This is a genomic window from Pseudoalteromonas sp. Ld20 (assembly GCF_045064175.1).
In the GTDB taxonomy this organism is placed as follows: domain Bacteria; phylum Pseudomonadota; class Gammaproteobacteria; order Enterobacterales; family Alteromonadaceae; genus Pseudoalteromonas; species Pseudoalteromonas neustonica.
Map to the genome: position 1 here is coordinate 1 of NZ_JBISHB010000023.1, position 18,033 is coordinate 18,033.

17 protein-coding genes are annotated in these 18,033 nt (G+C 37.7%); 6 read left to right on the top strand and 11 right to left on the bottom strand.

Annotation, left to right across the window (positions count from 1 at the left end; translation table 11 throughout):
- Positions 1 to 651 precede the first annotated feature (651 nt).
- Both ACJJVX_RS00290 and ACJJVX_RS00295 read left to right on the top strand, forming a co-directional pair.
- Positions 652 to 1,023, top strand: a complete 372-nt coding sequence (locus ACJJVX_RS00290) for a hypothetical protein (protein ID WP_405629495.1) — start codon at positions 652 to 654, stop codon at positions 1,021 to 1,023.
- Between the two features lie 392 nt (positions 1,024 to 1,415).
- Positions 1,416 to 1,958, top strand: a complete 543-nt coding sequence (locus ACJJVX_RS00295; RefSeq protein ID WP_405629497.1) for a PIN domain-containing protein — start codon at positions 1,416 to 1,418, stop codon at positions 1,956 to 1,958.
- Between the two features lie 478 nt (positions 1,959 to 2,436).
- Here ACJJVX_RS00295 and ACJJVX_RS00300 read toward each other — a convergent pair whose 3' ends face one another.
- Positions 2,437 to 3,459, bottom strand: coding sequence for a lytic transglycosylase domain-containing protein (locus ACJJVX_RS00300; protein ID WP_405629608.1), 1,023 nt, complete (start codon positions 3,457 to 3,459; stop codon positions 2,437 to 2,439).
- Between the two features lie 7 nt (positions 3,460 to 3,466).
- On the bottom strand, positions 3,467 to 3,748 hold the full coding sequence (locus tag ACJJVX_RS00305; protein ID WP_054203736.1) for a YcgL domain-containing protein: 282 nt from the start codon (positions 3,746 to 3,748) through the stop codon (positions 3,467 to 3,469).
- Between the two features lie 155 nt (positions 3,749 to 3,903).
- Here ACJJVX_RS00305 and minC point away from each other — a divergent pair, with 155 nt between their 5' ends.
- The 3 genes from minC to minE are packed head-to-tail and all read left to right on the top strand — an operon-like array spanning position 3,904 to position 5,688.
- Positions 3,904 to 4,608 (top strand): septum site-determining protein MinC, encoded by a 705-nt coding sequence (minC, locus tag ACJJVX_RS00310; RefSeq protein ID WP_054203737.1) that lies wholly within the window; start codon positions 3,904 to 3,906, stop codon positions 4,606 to 4,608.
- Between the two features lie 5 nt (positions 4,609 to 4,613).
- Positions 4,614 to 5,423 carry a septum site-determining protein MinD gene (gene minD, locus ACJJVX_RS00315; RefSeq protein WP_054203738.1) on the top strand — a complete coding sequence of 270 codons (810 nt, stop codon included), beginning with the start codon at positions 4,614 to 4,616 and terminating at the stop codon, positions 5,421 to 5,423.
- Position 5,424: 1 nt separating this feature from the next.
- Complete coding sequence (minE, locus tag ACJJVX_RS00320) at positions 5,425 to 5,688, top strand: cell division topological specificity factor MinE (protein ID WP_054203739.1); 264 nt, start codon at positions 5,425 to 5,427, stop codon at positions 5,686 to 5,688.
- Between the two features lie 572 nt (positions 5,689 to 6,260).
- Here the strand turns inward: minE and rnd are convergent.
- The 3 genes from rnd to ACJJVX_RS00335 all read right to left on the bottom strand — a co-directional run bounded on the left by rnd (position 6,261) and on the right by ACJJVX_RS00335 (position 10,065).
- Positions 6,261 to 7,391 carry a ribonuclease D gene (gene rnd, locus ACJJVX_RS00325; protein WP_169327159.1) on the bottom strand — a complete coding sequence of 377 codons (1,131 nt, stop codon included), beginning with the start codon at positions 7,389 to 7,391 and terminating at the stop codon, positions 6,261 to 6,263.
- 49 nt (positions 7,392 to 7,440) lie between these two features.
- Positions 7,441 to 9,093 carry a long-chain-fatty-acid--CoA ligase FadD gene (gene fadD, locus ACJJVX_RS00330; protein ID WP_054454626.1) on the bottom strand — a complete coding sequence of 551 codons (1,653 nt, stop codon included), beginning with the start codon at positions 9,091 to 9,093 and terminating at the stop codon, positions 7,441 to 7,443.
- A gap of 120 nt (positions 9,094 to 9,213) precedes the next feature.
- Positions 9,214 to 10,065, bottom strand: a complete 852-nt coding sequence (locus tag ACJJVX_RS00335; RefSeq protein WP_064435591.1) for an alpha/beta fold hydrolase — start codon at positions 10,063 to 10,065, stop codon at positions 9,214 to 9,216.
- A 100-nt stretch (positions 10,066 to 10,165) separates the two neighbouring features.
- Here ACJJVX_RS00335 and ACJJVX_RS00340 point away from each other — a divergent pair, with 100 nt between their 5' ends.
- A complete protein-coding gene (locus tag ACJJVX_RS00340; protein ID WP_054203742.1) occupies positions 10,166 to 11,455 on the top strand; it encodes an alkaline phosphatase in 1,290 nt (429 codons plus the stop codon).
- A gap of 3 nt (positions 11,456 to 11,458) precedes the next feature.
- Here the strand turns inward: ACJJVX_RS00340 and ACJJVX_RS00345 are convergent, their stop codons facing one another.
- From ACJJVX_RS00345 to ACJJVX_RS00370, 6 genes are all read right to left on the bottom strand, one after another.
- Positions 11,459 to 13,483 carry an EAL domain-containing protein gene (locus ACJJVX_RS00345; protein ID WP_405629503.1) on the bottom strand — a complete coding sequence of 675 codons (2,025 nt, stop codon included), beginning with the start codon at positions 13,481 to 13,483 and terminating at the stop codon, positions 11,459 to 11,461.
- 94 nt (positions 13,484 to 13,577) lie between these two features.
- Complete coding sequence (locus ACJJVX_RS00350; RefSeq protein WP_054454633.1) at positions 13,578 to 13,910, bottom strand: hypothetical protein; 333 nt, start codon at positions 13,908 to 13,910, stop codon at positions 13,578 to 13,580.
- Between the two features lie 59 nt (positions 13,911 to 13,969).
- Positions 13,970 to 14,680, bottom strand: a complete 711-nt coding sequence (gene tsaB, locus ACJJVX_RS00355; RefSeq protein ID WP_405629506.1) for a tRNA (adenosine(37)-N6)-threonylcarbamoyltransferase complex dimerization subunit type 1 TsaB — start codon at positions 14,678 to 14,680, stop codon at positions 13,970 to 13,972.
- Between the two features lie 13 nt (positions 14,681 to 14,693).
- The gene (locus ACJJVX_RS00360; RefSeq protein WP_231658972.1) at positions 14,694 to 16,520 is read right to left on the bottom strand and encodes an ATP-dependent DNA helicase; all 1,827 of its coding nucleotides are present in this window, start codon (positions 16,518 to 16,520) and stop codon (positions 14,694 to 14,696) included.
- Between the two features lie 191 nt (positions 16,521 to 16,711).
- Complete coding sequence (locus tag ACJJVX_RS00365; protein ID WP_054203747.1) at positions 16,712 to 17,365, bottom strand: DUF1826 domain-containing protein; 654 nt, start codon at positions 17,363 to 17,365, stop codon at positions 16,712 to 16,714.
- Positions 17,366 to 17,733: 368 nt separating this feature from the next.
- Positions 17,734 to 17,964 (bottom strand): hypothetical protein, encoded by a 231-nt coding sequence (locus tag ACJJVX_RS00370; protein ID WP_169327164.1) that lies wholly within the window; start codon positions 17,962 to 17,964, stop codon positions 17,734 to 17,736.
- Positions 17,965 to 18,033: the final 69 nt, after the last annotated feature.

Genomic DNA, 18,033 nt, shown 5'->3' on the forward strand with positions numbered 1-18,033 from the left:
TCATTCGAGGTATTATTCACAGCAGAACGCTGTTCATCACTATCACAACACGGTGATCTATGTGAATTCAAGTTCATTTGTAGTGTCTCCTCTGGTTAAGATGTTCAGGCCTTCACCGTGTCCCCTCCATTACGATGGGCGTTTGGCTACTCGGCAACTGCTCCTGCGTTGCTCTACCTTCTGCATCCATGCAGTCGTATGCCGTCTGCTGACTTCTGATAAGTCACTCTAGCGAGCGGCTTCCTCCAGACTATCTCTCGCGATTTAGCCCTTGCCATTTGCGAGTGTCTATCGTTTAATAACAGTATGTTATTTAAACGGTGATCTTCCTACAGAGGACTTTCACCTCATAAGTCAATGCCCATGCCGGGCGTACACAAGGCGTTTAAACGCTACAAAAACAGTGGGTTACGTTTCGCTTCGCTACACATTTCAACCCACTATTTTAGTCCGCTTAACGCGGCGTTGTGGCTGTATAATTACTCTTTTTTAAGAAAAACAGCCAGTTTTTTGGGTCCTAAATGCACTGCCTAGTGCTTTAAAAGCGCTTAGAGTTAATTATAGGAGCTCGTTTTTTAATTGAATTTGGCTGTTAGAGTAATTCTACAGCCTCGTTAGGTTTAAACCATACATCGGAGTTCTGTGTTAATTATGGAAGCAGTAAAAGAAGAAAACATCGAAGTAGACTCAGTTAACGAAAATAAAGAGAAGAATCAAACTCTCACTACAGAGCTCCACTTTGAACTACTAAAACAGTATGCGTGGCTTTCATCTGCCGTAATTGGTGCAATTATTGTTCTTGTACAATTAAAGGCTGTTGAAATGGGGAACAATATTTATATTACTTTGGGGCTTTTAGGTTTATCTATTTTCGTTTCTATTGTCGGGCAAGACCATATTGTTGATTCATTACTCAAGGGAAAAGATATATATAGAATTTCAAAAATTTTAAAATTAATTAGAGCGGTTTCAATGGGCTGCTTAGGCTTAGCGGCTGGCTATTTTACAGCTACTGCACTTTAAACCTAATCGGGTAGCCGGAGGTCTCTAACCTCCAGCCCCCACACCACCCATCATGCGCTTTTTATTAACAGGAAGCGCAATGGGCGGTTCATTTCCCGTAATGAATATTGATCCAAATATCTTTCAATGACACTAAACCTTGTGAAGCTAAGTACTCATTGCCTAGCGCAACGTTATTTCCTTTTTTTGAGCCTCATACGACTCAAATAAGCCTCTCAAACACATGTAACACCTTCCAAAATACCAATTAAAACAACACCAAGTCTTCTTTTTATATTTCACATTAAACTCAGTTATCGATTGAATCAAAATAGCAACTCGGCTATGGTTAATGCATCAATAAAAAACAAATTAAGCTACAAGCTCATTAGTATTCAAAGAGCATTAATCACATGAAGTGGGCATTTATAGATTACGAAAATATTGGTTGTCTAAGCAAAGTCAATTTATCTATCTACGAAAAAGTCATTGTTTTTGTTGGTGCTAAACAGCTAAAACTTGATTTTGGTGATAAAAAATACGAGTCACCGGTCAATATTGTTCTTATTCAAATTAAAGCTACACAATCTAATAACTTAGATTTTCACTTGTCTTATTACTTAGGTAAATATACACAAGAAGCAGCACCTAACGTGAGCTTTGAAGTTATAACCAATGACAATGGTTTTACCCCATTAATTTCTCATATTAAATCGAACGGTCGCTGTTGTAAGCAAATTAAAATAGTTAACACTTCAAATGAAATAACTAAGTTAATCCATAGCCTTAAATCCAAACCTAAAGAAAAACGGCCGCAAAAAGTGTCTAGTTTAAAAAATCATATAGCATCTCATATGCATGTTAAAGGTAACGAAGTAGCAATTCAAAACCACCTAAATCATCTTGTTAAGATGAATGTACTCTTAATATCTGAAAGTGGGTTGCAATACAAATGACAAGGTTAAAAAATTTTATGGGAAAGCTTGGTCTAATATTATTAGTATTGGTAACTGTATTTTACCTTACAGTTATTATTATCTCTAAAAGCCAATTTCCATTAGCTTTATTTTGGTTACTAATCTGTTTAGGTGTTATTTGTTTTGCGATACTCGGCAAATTTTACTTTTATCATTCGAAGCAAATAAATCACCGTAAATAAATTAAAGCCAAAAAGAGCAATGAAAGGCTTGTTAATACTGAGCAAAGATGCAGACTGATAGGGTATTTTTTCGTTGGGTTTCGTTGCACTCTACCCAACCTACGTAGCCAAATTTAACACCGAGCTTACAACTTAAAGCTTACCGCTTCTAACTCGCTTCTAACTCTCTTCTAACTCGCTTATATATTCTTTATAAACAAAAGCGCGAGATATACTCGCGCTTTCTAAAAACACCCTAGAACCTAGAACCTAGCAACCTATCACTCAATAACTCACTAAATCGCTGGATACCCAATGCGATCAGATAAATAGCCAACGCTGGTGGCGAAGTAGTATGAACGGTTCCAATGCATCAGTGCTTTGTAGTTGTCATAGGCAAGATACATACGACCGCCCATGTCATCAGGCATAACTAGCGCAGCTGTTACATCTACATTTGGCAAGTCAGTGCCGTCCATTTTACGTAAACCAAGTGCTTGCCAATCAGCCAATGAACGCTCAGAATCAGCCCAATATTCAAGCCACTGCTTACGCGTTCGTGTTCCTCGTTTTAATATATAATTTTTATCAAAGCCTTCTGGTAATTTAACTTGGCGGCCCCACGTTAAATCGTCATTCCAACCGGCTTGTTTTAAGTAATTAGCGATTGAAGCAAATGCATCTGCTTGGGTTGTCCAAATATCTTTGCGGCCATCATTGTCATAATCTACGGCGTAGGCATTAAACGATGTTGGCATAAACTGTGTTTGCCCCATAGCGCCTGCCCAAGACCCTTTAAATTTATCTAAAGTGATATGCCCTTCTTTTAGAATATCCAGCGCTGCCCAAAGTTGATTTTTATACATGGTTTCACGGCGGCCATCAAAGGCGAGCGTAACAACAGATGAAATAACACCGTGCCCACCTTGAATTTTACCAAAGTTACTTTCAAGTCCCCATAACGCTACTATGAATCGCGCTTGCACGCCAAACTCGGCTGCAACTTTTTCTAGCAGCTCTTTGTTTTGTGCATATAACTTACGGGCTCGGTCGATTTTCCATTGTGGAACACGTTTGGGTAAATAGCCTTCCAGAGTTTCTTTTACTTCTGGCTGGCTTTTATCTGCCGAAATAACCTTTTTTTTGAACTTTGCAGTCGCAAAGGCTTGTTCAATTAACGTGTTGTCATACCCTTTTTGCGCCGCTTCCTGCTTTAGATTGGCAACATATTCATCAAATTTAGCCTGTGTATTGGCCAGTACAGATGTGCTAGTTGTACAAATAAAAGCACTACATAAAATAGCAGACAAATTTTTCATTACTTTTTTAGTCACTATCAGCTCCATTTTGCTTTCTAAGTTCAGCTAATAAGTTTGCTTCTGGAGGTGGAAGCTGAAGATAAAAGCCTTTATCAGACAATGCCTCTTTCACTAAATTAAGATCGGCTCCACCTAAATGCTCACGTTTTGCTAAATTAATAATCATTACGTAATGTGGTTGACCAAACATAGCCATTAAAGGTTCCGGAACCTTACTAAAATCATCTCTTTTTTCTACATAGAGGAAGGTATCCGCTTTTTTCTTACTTTTATATACCGCAGTTAGCATTATGACCCTATAAAATCTTGCTTAACAGTGCCGCACACTATAACATGAGACTAATAATAAGTTAGAATAATTAGATCGGAAATTTCAATTAAGGGCCTATTCAGCCTAGGTTTATCTAATATTAATTTCTGATTCAACAATTCAAATGAGCGTGTATGTCGGACCAAATTTTTGAGCTAAAAGGGAATCTTTTTACGTTATCAGTTTTACATCTTTATAGTACTGATATAACCCTTTTAGCAGAACAACTGTATATAAAAATAGCCCAAGCCCCTCGCTTTTTTGAAGGGGCACCTATTGTTGTGAACTTAATTGAAATAAAAAACAGTACGCTTGATTTTGTACATTTAAAATCGCTAATCGAACGCATGCATTTTAATGCGGTTGGTGTATGTAATGGCTCTGATGAGCAACATGCGCAAGCTAAGTTAGCAGGCCTTTCTGTTTTAAATTATTCACAAGACGTTAAGAGTGAACCTGTTATACAAGAAGCGAATACTTCAATTGTTGAAAAAACAGTTCACTTACCGGCACAAGTAATTCACGGCACTGTTCGTTCTGGCCAGCAAGTTTATGCCAAAGATCGCGATTTAATCGTGATTGGTGCCGTTAGCCATGGTGCAGAAGTGATTGCTGACGGTAATGTGCACATTTATGGCGCATTACGCGGACGTGCTATTGCCGGTGCACAAGGTGATAATGAAGCGCGAATATTTTGTCAAAAGCTAGAAGCAGAGCTTGTTTCAATTAATGGCAACTATTGGATTAGCGACTCTCTACAAGGCGAACACTGGGGTAGTGCTGCACAAATCCAGCAAAAAAATGAATCATTAGAAATTTCAGCTTTGGTTAAAGGATAAATCTTATGGCAAAAGTTATTGTCGTTACATCGGGTAAAGGTGGTGTAGGTAAAACTACGTCAAGTGCTGCAATTGGCACAGGTTTAGCCCTTAAAGGGTATAAAACAGTTATTATTGATTTTGATATTGGTTTACGTAACCTTGATTTAATCATGGGCTGTGAGCGTCGCGTAGTTTATGATTTTGTAAACGTAATTAATGGTGAAGCTAAATTAAACCAAGCGTTAATAAAAGATAAGCGTGTAGATAAGTTGTTTTTACTTCCTGCATCTCAAACGCGAGATAAAGATGCACTAACGCGTGACGGTGTTGAGCGTGTTTTAAATGAGTTAAAGAAAGACTTCGATTATATTGTTTGTGATTCTCCGGCGGGCATTGAAGCCGGTGCGATGATGGCGATGTACTTTGCTGATGAAGCAATTGTTACAACGAACCCTGAAGTATCATCAGTACGCGATTCAGATCGCATTTTAGGTATTTTGCATAGCAAATCTAAACGCGCTGAAGAAGGGTTAGAAAACATAAAAGAACATTTATTACTGACTCGTTATAATCCAGAGCGTGTATTAAAAGGCGAAATGCTTTCTGTAGAAGATGTACAAGATATTCTGTCTATTGAACTTTTAGGTGTAATCCCTGAATCACAAGCCGTATTAAGTGCATCAAACTCTGGCCAACCTGTCATTTTGGACACTGAATCAGATGCAGGCCAAGCTTATGCTGATGCCATTGATCGCCTACTCGGTGAAACAGTCGATTTTCGTTTCTTAGATGTAGAAAAGAAAGGGTTATTTAAACGGATATTTGGAGGTTAATGTGTCACTACTTGACTACTTCCGCTCAGAAAAGAAAAACACAGCGTCATTAGCAAAAGAGCGATTGCAGATCATTGTCGCACACGAACGTTCACAACGTGGTACGCCTGATTATTTACCACAGTTGAAGCAGGATATACTTGATGTAATACGTAAGTACGTCAACATTAATTCTGATGCTGTACAGGTACAGTTTGATCAAAATGAAGATGATTTAGCCGTTTTAGAGCTAAATGTCACGTTGCCTGACGAAGAAAAAAAGTAATAAACTGCGGGTGCTATTTAGCATCCGCTTACCTACTTAAGTAATAGTATACCTACATACTGCGCCTAATGACATAAGTTAAGTACCTTTTTTGGGCTCAATTTAAAGTTGTGCTTTTACTTTCAAGTGCCATATGAAAGATTGAAAATGGTTTACCCATAGCGTCAAGTGACGAACGCGAAATAATATTAAATCCACAATGCTGGTTAAAACGAACAGCCTGTGCATTTTGTTCGTTTACATCAACTTTATTTGCATCCAGTTGCGTAATGGCACAGTTTAAAAGTGTTTCCCCCCTTGCCTCGCGCCGAGTTTAAGATAAATAGCATTGCAATTTTTGAATCATAAACACAAATAAAACAATAACCTCACCAACAGCATTTTTCCATTTCTTTATGTAGCCGCAGGGAAACCTTGTTCTATCATTATTGGCCTAAAAGGCATTCAGTAGCAGGATTGGTTAAATAAATCGCTTCGACCAAGCGGTGCAATTTCCATAAATCAAGTAAACTGGCTGTGTATAACAACCAGATACCCGTGTTAAAGCCTGTTGTTCAGCTTTTATAAACTCGTTAAACATCCCATTCTTTTAGCGCGTCTTTTATATAGTTATAACGCCATGATCTTAGTAAATCTGGTTTTGGTGTTGTTTTACGTGTCTCACTGTCTAGCTTCCAATTCCAACTGATTAATTGATTGATTTGCTTTTTTGAAGCAAACACATCTTCCGGAATGGCGTTCTTTTTAGCCACAGCCGTAATTTTTTGTTTAATGTCTTTAGCTACTTTCTTATAATCAGGGAAATCGATTAAACGGCGCAAGGTTGGCGGGTGATCCTGTATTTCAACTCGTTTAGCTTGTTCTAAACATTTTAAAATTTCAATCCCTGAGCGATTCACTTCACTGCTTTCAATATCTGGAATATTTCGCATCGCATTTAAGCTGGTAGGTTTACGTTTTACAATCTCTACCAAATTATGTTCTTTTAAAACAAAGTTAAGCGCCAAGTTTTTGCGAATTGCTTTATTACGTCGCCATGCAGCAAGCTCTCGTAAAATCACTAAGTCAGCAGGTTTTAACTGCCACGCATTTTTAATATCTTTATATAAAAGTTCATCTGGAATTTGATAAGCTCGTTTTTGCGCTATCAACTCACTTTCTGCGATAACAATATCAAAAAATTTGGCATCGTTAATTTGCTTAATAATAATCTCAAAGCACGGGAGTAGATGAAATACATCTGCGGCAGCATAATCTAGCTGGCTGTTTGTTAATGGTCGTTGTAACCAATTTGTGCGTGATTCACTTTTATCAATTTCAATATCAAGTAAATTTTTAACCATATGCGCAAACCCCATGCAATTACCATTTCCTAAAAGCTGGAGTGCAAATTGGGTATCAAATAATGGCGCAGGAACAAACCCCGCGTATTTTTGAAATACTTCAATATCTTCTGATGGTGAGTGCAGTACTTTTAATACTTTTGGATCTCGCAATATTTGCCAAAAATCAAATAGTGAAAGTTCTGCAAGTGGATCTATCAAAGCTAAATGTTCGCCATCATACACTTGGATCAGTGCGACTTCTGGATATAAAGTACGTCGACGCATAAACTCTGTATCAATTGCTAATATTGGTTTATTGCTAATTTGCTCTACAAACTCATTTAGTTGATTTTGTGTTTTGATCAGTTGGTATTGCACTTAAACTCCTACAATAAAAAAGCCGACTTATGTCGGCTTTTTTAGCTTGCTAATCTTTTAAGGCTCTTCTGAGGATTTTGCCAACATTTGTTTTTGGCAACTCATCCCTAAATTCTACGAGCTTAGGGACCTTATAATTAGTTAAATTATCACGACAGTGCTTTATTATATCTTTTTCAGTTAAAGATGGGTCTTTTTTAACAACAAAAACTTTAACTTGTTCACCACTGACATCGTGAGGGATACCAATTGCAGCAACTTCAAGCACGCCATCATGCATTGCAACAACTTCTTCTATCTCATTTGGATAAACATTAAAGCCAGAAACAATAATCATATCCTTCTTACGATCAACAATAAAAAAGAAACCATCATCATCGTAAGTTGCAATATCACCCGTTGCAAACCAACCATCTTGCAGGCATTCAGCTGTTGCATCAGGGCGATTATAATACCCTAACATTACTTGTGGGCCTTTAACCCATAACTCACCCGGTTCACCTTTGGCTGCTTCTTCACCATTATCTAACATTAGTTTAATGTCAGTATTTGGTGCAGGTAAACCAATAGAGCCATTATAAGAGCCTAAGTCATACGGACTAATAGTTACCAAAGGTGAACACTCAGTTAAACCATAACCTTCCATTAGCTTACTTTTAGTGACTGCCTGCCATTTTTCAGCAACGGGACGCTGAACGGCCATTCCGCCGCCAAGTGACATTTTTAAATGACTAAAATCTAAATCCGCAAAACCTGGAGTATTTAATAAACCATTAAATAAAGTATTTACACCTGTGATTGCTGTGAACTTATGTTGGCTTAATTCTTTTACAAACCCTTGCATATCTCGTGGGTTAGTGATTAATAAGTTTAAACCACCATACTTCATAAATGTTAAGCAATTGGCTGTTAATGCAAAAATATGGTACAGCGGCAATGCAGTCACAACCACTTCTGTACCACGGTTAAGCACTTTGTCTAAACAACCAGATACTTGCTCTAAATTACCAACCATGTTGCCATGAGTTAACATTGCGCCTTTAGAAACACCTGTAGTTCCACCTGTATATTGTAAAAATGCAATATCAGATAAACATATATCAGGCTTTTTATACGCGTTTTCGTTTGCAGTAAGTAAAGACTCAAACTTGATAGGGTTAGGTAATGAGTAACTTGGTACCATTTTCTTTATGCGCTTAACAACAAAGTTAACTACATGTTTTTTCAAGCCACCAACCATATCGCCTACTTGTGTGACAACAATATGTTTTACTTTTGTATGTGGTAATGCTTTTTCAAGCGTGTCAGCAAAATTTGCGAGTATAAAAATAGCTGATGTTTGTGAATCATTCAACTGATGTTCAAGCTCACGTACTGTATACAGAGGGTTTACATTAACCACCACACATCCAGCACGTAAAATGCCCAATATTGAAACTGGTGTTTGCAATAAGTTTGGCATCATAACAGCGACTTTGTCGCCTTTTTTCAGCCCAAGATCATTTTGAATATAAGAAGCGACACGTTTAGTTGCACTATCTATTTCATCATAACTGAGCGTTTTACCCATGTTAGTAAAAGCAGGCAGATCTTTGTAATCAGTGAAGCTCTTTTCAAACACTTCTAACAACGAGTTGTAGTGTTCAGGATCGATTGTTTCAGGCATACCCTCTGGGTAGCGCTTAAGCCAGATTTTTTCCACTCTTAGCTCCTGTTCTATTTATAATTTATTTTTATTAAACCTTAAACTAACTAAGGCAACTTCACAATTGAGCAAATACTCTAATGGGTAAATAATCCCACATTTGGCGCAAAGATACAATTAGCATGCACCATTTTGCAGCATAAACCCCTGAATTTGCTGTAAACACTTAACTGGATTTTGCATATGACAGTGATGTCCTCCTTCGAGTTCAGTTACTGTTAGGTCTTTGTAATATCTACTATAATCATTTATGTTATCACGTACAAATGGGTACCCTACAGTGCCTAATATTAACTGACACGGCACATTTATTTCATTTATAATGGCTATGCATTGTTGCTCATCAAATCTAAAACCTGAATGATTTTTGAGCTTTGGGTCGGTAGTAAGTACCCATTTACCACCACTTTGGGCGATATTTCTATCCATTAATAATGCGATTAAATCAATTGGTAAATCACTCATTAATGCGCGAGCTTGATAAATCGTTTGCTTTGACTCATAGCTCCTGGGTGCTTTTTTGTTGGTTCGGCGTCTGTTTAAAATTGCTTGACGTAATTGCTGCACAACGTCGTTACTGGGCGTTGTGATCACACCAAATCCTTCTATCATAGTGACTGATTTTACCTTTTCGGCAAAACAGCTGGCAAATAGTCCTGCAGCCATCGCTCCCATAGAATGCCCCACTAAATGCACTTTTTTATCAGTGATTTTGGTAATGAAATTATAAATGTCATCAATGTAATCTACAAAATAGTAATGCGCATCACTACTTCGCCAATCTGAGTGACCATGCCCAGGAAAATCAAGGCAGTACCATTTACCTTCTAACTGAGTGTTTTTTAACATTGGTATAAAACTATGGCAATTATCCAGCCACCCATGTAATCCAATAACAATTTCATCACCTTCGCCAAAGGTTAGTCCATGTAACGCTAAAGTACCACTTTGAATTAAAAAAGGCTGCAAAGGATCATTCCTCATTTTTTTGGCTTTGTTTACCGTAAAAGACATTTAATTATCATACATTGTGTATACAATAACACCACAAAATATATGGGATCCTAAAATGATAAAACAAATAAGTCTATTGGCATTAGCGTGTTCTAGCTATGCATACGCAGAGCAGACTCCAAAGAACATTATTTATATGATTGGTGATGGCATGGGCCCAGCTTATACCACTGCTTACCGCTACTTCAAAGATGACCCAGCGACTAAAGAAATTGAAAGCACGGTCTTTGATACAATATTAACAGGAATGGCGCATACATACCCTGATGATCATACGTATGTAACTGACAGTGCTGCAAGTGCTACAGCCCTTAGTAGCGGCCATAAAAGCTATAATGGGGCTATAGCAGTAGACACTGATAAAAAGCCTGTTAAAACAATGCTTGAAATAGCAAAAGAACGCGGGATGATCACTGCACTTGTTGCCACATCGCAAATTAATCATGCAACTCCGGCAAGTTTTGCATCACACAATGAATCGCGTCGCAACTATAATGAAATTGCTAATGATTACATCGACAATAAAATTGCAGGAAAGTTACCTGTCGATTTAATGCTAGGCGGTGGTACTGCATATTATATTCGTGACGATCGTAATTTGGTTGCTGAGTTTAAAGCGGCTGGTTACCAATATAGTGATGATTTTAATAGTTTAAAGCAAATTAATCAGATCCCTGCTATTGGCTTATTTGCCCCTAAAGGGATGCCATCAGCCCTTGATGAGAACCCAACTCGTTTAGCTAAAATGACCGACAAAGCCCTTAAACTACTTGATAAAAATAAAAAAGATGGCTTTTTTGTAATGATCGAAGGCAGTCAAATCGATTGGTGTGGTCATGCCAATGATATCGCATGTGCGATGGCCGAAATGGACGACTTTGCCAAATCAATCGAGCACGCTAAGGCGTATGTTGACAAGAACCCAGATACGTTACTTGTTATTACTGCAGATCATTCAACGGGAGGTTTAACTCTTGGAGCGCATGGTCAATACAAGTGGGAGGCTGAAGTTGTAAAAGGCGTTAAAGCTACAGCGACTAAATTAACCAAGTTAATGTTAGAAGCTGATGACTTAAAAGCAATTTGGACAGCAAATACAACGATTGAGTACACCAGTGAAAATCAAGTTAAGCTTGAGCAAGCAAAGAAAATGGGAAGTAAAACACTCAACCTTGCTATAAAAGATATTATTAGTAAAGCAAGCTTTACTGGCTGGACAACCGGCGGCCATACCGCAATCGATGTTCAAGTTTTTGCTTACGGGCCAAGTTCTACACAATTTGTAGGGTCGCAAAACAACACCGACATAGCAAACAAACTAATTAACTTTATCCAGAAAAAATAATGGCTATTTATGATGTTGTTTTTTGAGTAATTCAACAGCAACATTATAAGGTAACGCTTTATTATATAAAAAGCCCTGTGCACATTGTATATGGGCTTTTTTTACAACATCTTCGTGTAATTTACTCTCTACCCCCTCAGCAACTATTTTAAAGCCCAGCTCATCGCATATCTTAGCTAAATGCTGATAAAGTACGGCTGATTTAATATTGCCATCGATTGGTAATAAACTACGATCCAGTTTTATCGTATTGATATTAAGCTTAGATAAAACAGATAAACAAGAATACCCAGTACCAAAATCATCCATTGCACATTGAATATTATGCTTATTTAAATATTTAACTAATTCAATTGTTGATTCAAAATCTTCAATATAACTTGACTCTAAAATCTCGACTTCAACCTGATTTGGGAATCGAGAGAAAGCTTTAACTACACGTTTATAGCCATCAGCAAGCAAATTTTGTGGCGATATATTAAAGCTAATTTTTGGATGAAAACCCTGTCGCGCAAAATTGTCTAAATCAACTTCTAATTGATCAATAACAAAGCTATCAATTACATGCATTAGTTTATGCTGCTCAAGTGTAGCCAAAAACCAAGGGCCCATTACTTCGCCATCATTTTTTATTAAACGTAATAATGCTTCAAAACCAACAATCTGCTGACTTAAGGGATCCATTTTTGGCTGATAATACAATGCCAGTGCGCCACTATTGAGTGCATCAGTGACTGTTTTAAGACTATATTGTTCAATATGCTGTTCGGAATGTGATTTCGCAAAGCTTTCTTCCGCTTTATCTTCAATAACATGACCTGCGCTGTAGCGTTTTACAAGCATATCTAGCGCTTTACCTGTGATGTTGTGACGTTGGTTTGCAAGTACAAAGGGATAATAAATGGCTACATTTAATGCGATTAACACTAATTGCAGAGCAATGCCTGTCCAACTATGGGTGATCATCCACCCACTCAATAAAACGGGTGTAAACCAAGGTATATTCTCACTGGCACTAAGCACAATAAGTCCATGATCTATCAATTGATATGCAATGAAACCATTAACAATAGGGGCAAGTAAAAACGGAATTAAAAAATAAGGGTTAAATACAATAGGTAATGCATAAATCATTACCTCACTTATATTAAACACAGCCAATGGCGCTGAAATACGAGCGATGCTGCGTTCATGCTCTGCATTTTTAAGTAAATAACAGGCAATTATTAATCCCCATAAGCACCCTGTTCCACCTAGTAACACAAAAATAGAGAAGAAGTTATAACTCGACAGGCCTTCAAGAACTTGATAATCAGTGTACGCAGCTGGCGCTAAAATATGATAGGTATTATCCCCATGAACACCAAAAAACCATAGCATATGAGCCGTAATCATTTGGAAACTAACTTTATCAAACACACTTGCATCTTGGTGATAATTCATAAGGAATGCGAGTATTTTATTGCCAAAATCACTTATGAAGGGAATACAAATTAACGTTATCAAACTTGTTAGCAAGTAAGGAAATATTAGGTTTAAATGCTTCCTTAAGAATAAGCTTATAGTGCTTATACCTACTAACTTGAGTGCATTTATTGACGCAAAATAATGCAGTATGTAACAACAAAATATCGGCATTAAAATAGAGTAAAGAACCCCACCTTTACTATCTATATGTATCCCTGCTTCATTTACTATGATGTATCCTGTACTTGCAGCAAAACACACTATCACCAGCACAGGGCTTGCAATTGAGTGTAGTTTTAGATTTTTTGATAAATAATAGCTAAATGACAAGAGTGTTATTAATGGAAATAACGCCCAAACCAAAGTATTGAACGTATTTAAAAATTCATGACTTCCCCCTTTATCCGCAATATCAAACCATTGATTGAGTAATGTGATCACTGAAGCAACAATGAAAAAAGGAATAAGAGCGATATAACTTTCACGCAATGAAAGGATCAATGTGTTTGAAGATAGCTTCACAGCACTTTGATTAAATTGATTAAATATCTTAGCCAGCAAAACGGTTTATTCTTTTTATTTTTTTTCTACAATACCGAATTAAGGGAAATATACAAGTGATAATATTGCATGGGAAAAATTATAAATTCAGTATTTAAGCATAAATATCAACACCAATGAGGCTTTGCACCTCGGCGCGACGATCTAAATTTGCAAATTCAGTATAAGTAGAAATTGCTCTGCTCACTTTTGGTGAAGGTTGATCATAAATTGTTTGTGTATATTGGGTTTGAGTATTATTGGTATGTAAAGACAGCTTAGCGGCAAGGTCAACACCTGCGGGGCTTGACTTAACAAACTCAGCAGGTTTTTGATTGGCAATGGCATTACTTAACGTATCAGTAGATACATTAGGCACATTTTTTTTAGGGATAATTCTACCGGGAATATCCCCCGTATAAAAACCAGAACCAATCGGTAAAGCCATAATAGATACTCTTTTAAACTATCAGGTTAATTATGAGCCAAAATATACATTGTTGCAACTTACTCGCGACCGGGTAGCTTTTTCCATGTAACAGTGTCACGAACATACTTAGGTTGAGCTTGTGCTGGCGACACGGTGTGGTGATTTGCGAATGCATAATCAATATGTGCGACCATAAACCCTGCATCAGGCAGTGTAATAGCGTTGTTGATTGTTATATTTGTATAATTATCAAGGGCGTTAGGGTATGTTTTCCAGCCTGTTCCTACTGCTGTGCCTTCTGGATTGTCCAGTATTAGTGCATCTGGTTTCAGCACTTGCTCTTCACCTTGTAACACCATTAGACTCTCATCATTTAGCATATAATGAGCAAAATAAATCTCTCCCATACGTGCATCTATCGCGCAATATACAGACTTATCACCCGTTTGCTGATGTGTCTGCTGTGCCATCATTTGTAATGTGGATACGCCTACTAATGGCAACTTACACGCATACGCTAAACCTTGTGCTATGGCGACACTAATTCGAACGCCAGTAAAGCTACCAGGGCCTTGACCAAAACCAATGACATCTAAGTCATTTAAACGGCAATTTGCTTTACTAAGTAACTCATCAACTAAAGGGAGTATTTTTTGACTATGCTGTTGCGGACACTCTTCAAAGTGATGAAATGTTTGGCCGTTGTAATTAAGCACTAAAGATAATGCTTCTGTAGATGCATCTAAAGCTAAGAAGTTGATTGGTGTAGCATTCATTTGGTTACTCATGGAATGTATTTCTCTAATTAATTTGTTCTAAAAATTCGCTTGCAGCTTCAAGGCTTCGAGTACGGCGCATTGGGGGTAAGCTTTTCAAAAAAACTTGTCCATACTGGCGCGTCACTAAACGGTTATCACAAATGACAAGTACGCCTTTATCTTTATTATCTCTAATGAGCCGCCCAACCCCTTGCTTAAGCGCAATAACAGCCTGAGGTAATTGAATATAGGCGAACGGATCATGGCCTTGTAATTGCGCGTCTTGCATCTTTGCTTGTAACAATGGATCATCTGGCGCTGCAAACGGTAATTTATCAATAATAACACAACTTAATGTGCTGCCTCTAACATCAACCCCTTCCCAAAAAGAAGCAGTGCCTAAAAGGACTGCATTGCCGTGGCGGGTGAACTTTTCGAGTATGATCCGTTTTGACATTTGTCCTTGCATATATATGGGATAATCAATCTGCGTACTCAAACCTTCCGCGACTAAATGCATCATGCGGTAACTTGTGAATAATACAAAACACCGCCCTTTTGCAGCTTTAATTAAATCAAGGGTGAGCTTTACAATTGCATGCGGCATGTTTACAGCATGCGTTTCAGGTAAATAGCGCGGTAAACACAATAAAGCCTGCTTATAATAATCAAACGGGCTATCAACCATCATACTCTGTGCCGGTTTTAACCCAAGACTGGCGTTAAAGTGTGTAAGCTCATTATCAACCGATAATGTTGCCGAGGTAAATACAAAGCCCGCGCCAGTGTCTGCCATCATTTTAGCAAATTTAACGGATACATTAAGGGGGGTTATATGTACCGTTAAATATCGACGCGTTGTTTCATACCAATAACTATTACCCGTTTGGCTAATATCAAATACCCGTTCTAATTGACCTTTAAAGGCTAAGGTGCGTTCAAATGGATGCTCTATTTTGTCGCTACGATCTAAACAATGTTTGAGTACTTGATATAAAAAATCGAGATCACTAATTACTCTGTGTAATGCTGCGCATATGTCCTTATTTGCCAGCATTTGTCGCCAATCGCCTCGGCTACCGTCTAAACCAAATTGTAAACGTAGATCAGCCACGCTGGTTTCAAGTTTATTAAGTGTTTTACCTAACTGCAGCATATCTGGAATGTCGGAACGGTAAATTGCACGTAAATCATTAATTAAGTCCACCAGCTTTTTGGTGCTAATACTTTCACCAAAGTAGTCACTGGCAATTTCACTTAATTGGTGTGCTTCATCAAATATATACGCGTCAGCTGTAGGGATAAGTTCAGCAAAGCCGGTATCTTTAACTGCCATGTCTGCAAAAAACAAATGATGATTAACCACCACAATATCTGCATCCATTGCGGTTAAACGGGCTTTGCGGATATAGCAATCTTGAAAATCAGGACATTCTTTACCTAAACAGTTATCCGCAGTGGAGCTTACGTAAGGCAATACTTTGGCATCTTCTTCAATGCCAATACAGTCAGCTAAGTCACCGGTACGTGTTTCACTGGCAAATTTAGCTACCATAGCTAGCTGATGCATTACATCAGAATCATCCGTAGGCACATGTGCAACATGTTGATTTAGGCGATAAGTACACAAGTAATTACTGCGCCCTTTTAACAGAGCTGTTTTTTTACTTGCACTTAATGCTTTAACCAATTGTGGCAAATCACGATGATATAGCTGCTCTTGCAGAGCTTTAGTCCCGGTAGATATAATCGTTTTTCCCTTAGATTTAAGGGCTGGGGCTAAGTAGGCATAGGTTTTACCAGTACCAGTACCGGCTTCAACCACCAGCTGCGAGCGATTTTTAAGTGCATCACTCACCGCTACAGCCATATCTATTTGTGGTTGACGTGGCGTATATCCATCAAGTGATAACGCTAACGGCCCGGTTGCACTAAAAAGCTCTTTGATAATCTCGTTCGCTTAACTAAATCTAATAGCAGGATTTTACGTAAGCCATAGAGTCAGAGCAAGAAAAGAAACCAATGGTTTTGAAATAACCCGTTTTTAACTTTAATTAAAAACTAACAAATATAATCAATATAAATACATATCCGAGGGTCTTGGTTAATAAATGCCGGTGATGACGTGATCAACGCATTATGTTCTTGAGCCAACCAGTTTGTCCCTTTGTAAATTGCAATGTCGCCGTCACAAAAGTGATTAATAACATGATCCTCAGGAGGTTTAATTTGGTGCGTTAGTTGCCCGTCGACTAAAGGTAAAAACGTTGCATTACTGTGTTCAATCCATTGTTCACCGGTACCGCCTACGGATGAGGCCATACGGGTAATCATTGTGTTTTTATGAAAAGCAGGGCTAATCGCATGGTCACAACTAATAACACGGATACCAATCTCTTTTGGTTCAAATAACACCTCAAACATACTTAACATTTGCTTTATATGCGCTGAGATTAAATCACCGTGTGCTGCCTTATTAAAAAGCTGCTCAACTTCAGTGTATAACTTAGGGTTTATTCCACCTTGATAGCGAATTAATTCTCCCTGACTATGTTGTGCATATTTTTTAGCCGCAGTCGAAAGTGCCCAGCTAGACTTACAGCAATAACACGCAAGTACAGTATTTAAATTATAAATTTGAGATAAAACATTTGCCTGTGTATCAATAGAATAAACAGGTGAAACTGTTTGTTCTTGTGAAAGTAACGCATGCATAGAACTAAAACCATAATGATATGTGATATTATATCAAATTAACATTTTTAGGTATTTTGGCAAGCCTTTAATACGAATATAATTATTTATTAAACAACGGAGTTTCTTATCAAGGTTGCGCCTTCCAGAAGATTAAATTTACTGCTTTGTACTTTGTATTTAGTTTGTAGTTAACTGTATTACGATGCTGATGCCTCATAGAAAATCGATAATGCAGCAAAAAAGAAGTTTACTGCTTAGTCCTCGATTTTTACTTATCCACGAATTCACAAACCTCTCATTGCAATTCCCCCTTCATATTGAATAAAATTAAACCAAGTAAAGTGCAACAGTTTTCACAGCACAGTAAAAATTACAGTGCTTAAAGGTTATGCCCATGTATCTAAGTGAGCTTCATCGTCTTCTGTTTTTTTCTGATTTTGAGTCGTTTCGAGCTGTTTTTTATTAATCTTATCTTTTCGTTCTATGTCACGTTTTTTACGTTTTTCACGTTCAACTACCGTCACGTTCGACTCTTTTAGACCCGCAATATGAAACGCGCCTTTTGATTGAAGTTGCAATTTAGTTATTTGCCCTAAATAAGGGATCATGATGTCCATACCTTCCTCCTTTTGTTACTCTTATTATCGACAGTTATAGCTTATTCTTTAATTTGTAGAAAAAAAACT

What these genes read in the sequence shown, in the direction of transcription:
- ACJJVX_RS00290 (WP_405629495.1), top strand. Translation starts at nt 652, where the DNA reads ATGGAAGCAGTAAAAGAAGAAAACATCGAAGTAGACTCAGTTAACGAA.
- ACJJVX_RS00295 (WP_405629497.1), top strand. Translation starts at nt 1,416, where the DNA reads ATGAAGTGGGCATTTATAGATTACGAAAATATTGGTTGTCTAAGCAAA.
- ACJJVX_RS00300 (WP_405629608.1), bottom strand. Translation starts at nt 3,459, where the DNA reads ATGAAAAATTTGTCTGCTATTTTATGTAGTGCTTTTATTTGTACAACT.
- ACJJVX_RS00305 (WP_054203736.1), bottom strand. Translation starts at nt 3,748, where the DNA reads ATGCTAACTGCGGTATATAAAAGTAAGAAAAAAGCGGATACCTTCCTC.
- minC (WP_054203737.1), top strand. Translation starts at nt 3,904, where the DNA reads ATGTCGGACCAAATTTTTGAGCTAAAAGGGAATCTTTTTACGTTATCA.
- minD (WP_054203738.1), top strand. Translation starts at nt 4,614, where the DNA reads ATGGCAAAAGTTATTGTCGTTACATCGGGTAAAGGTGGTGTAGGTAAA.
- ACJJVX_RS00340 (WP_054203742.1), top strand. Translation starts at nt 10,166, where the DNA reads ATGATAAAACAAATAAGTCTATTGGCATTAGCGTGTTCTAGCTATGCA.
- ACJJVX_RS00350 (WP_054454633.1), bottom strand. Translation starts at nt 13,910, where the DNA reads ATGGCTTTACCGATTGGTTCTGGTTTTTATACGGGGGATATTCCCGGT.
- tsaB (WP_405629506.1), bottom strand. Translation starts at nt 14,680, where the DNA reads ATGAGTAACCAAATGAATGCTACACCAATCAACTTCTTAGCTTTAGAT.
- ACJJVX_RS00360 (WP_231658972.1), bottom strand. Translation starts at nt 16,520, where the DNA reads ATGGCTGTAGCGGTGAGTGATGCACTTAAAAATCGCTCGCAGCTGGTG.
- ACJJVX_RS00365 (WP_054203747.1), bottom strand. Translation starts at nt 17,365, where the DNA reads ATGCATGCGTTACTTTCACAAGAACAAACAGTTTCACCTGTTTATTCT.
- ACJJVX_RS00370 (WP_169327164.1), bottom strand. Translation starts at nt 17,964, where the DNA reads ATGGACATCATGATCCCTTATTTAGGGCAAATAACTAAATTGCAACTT.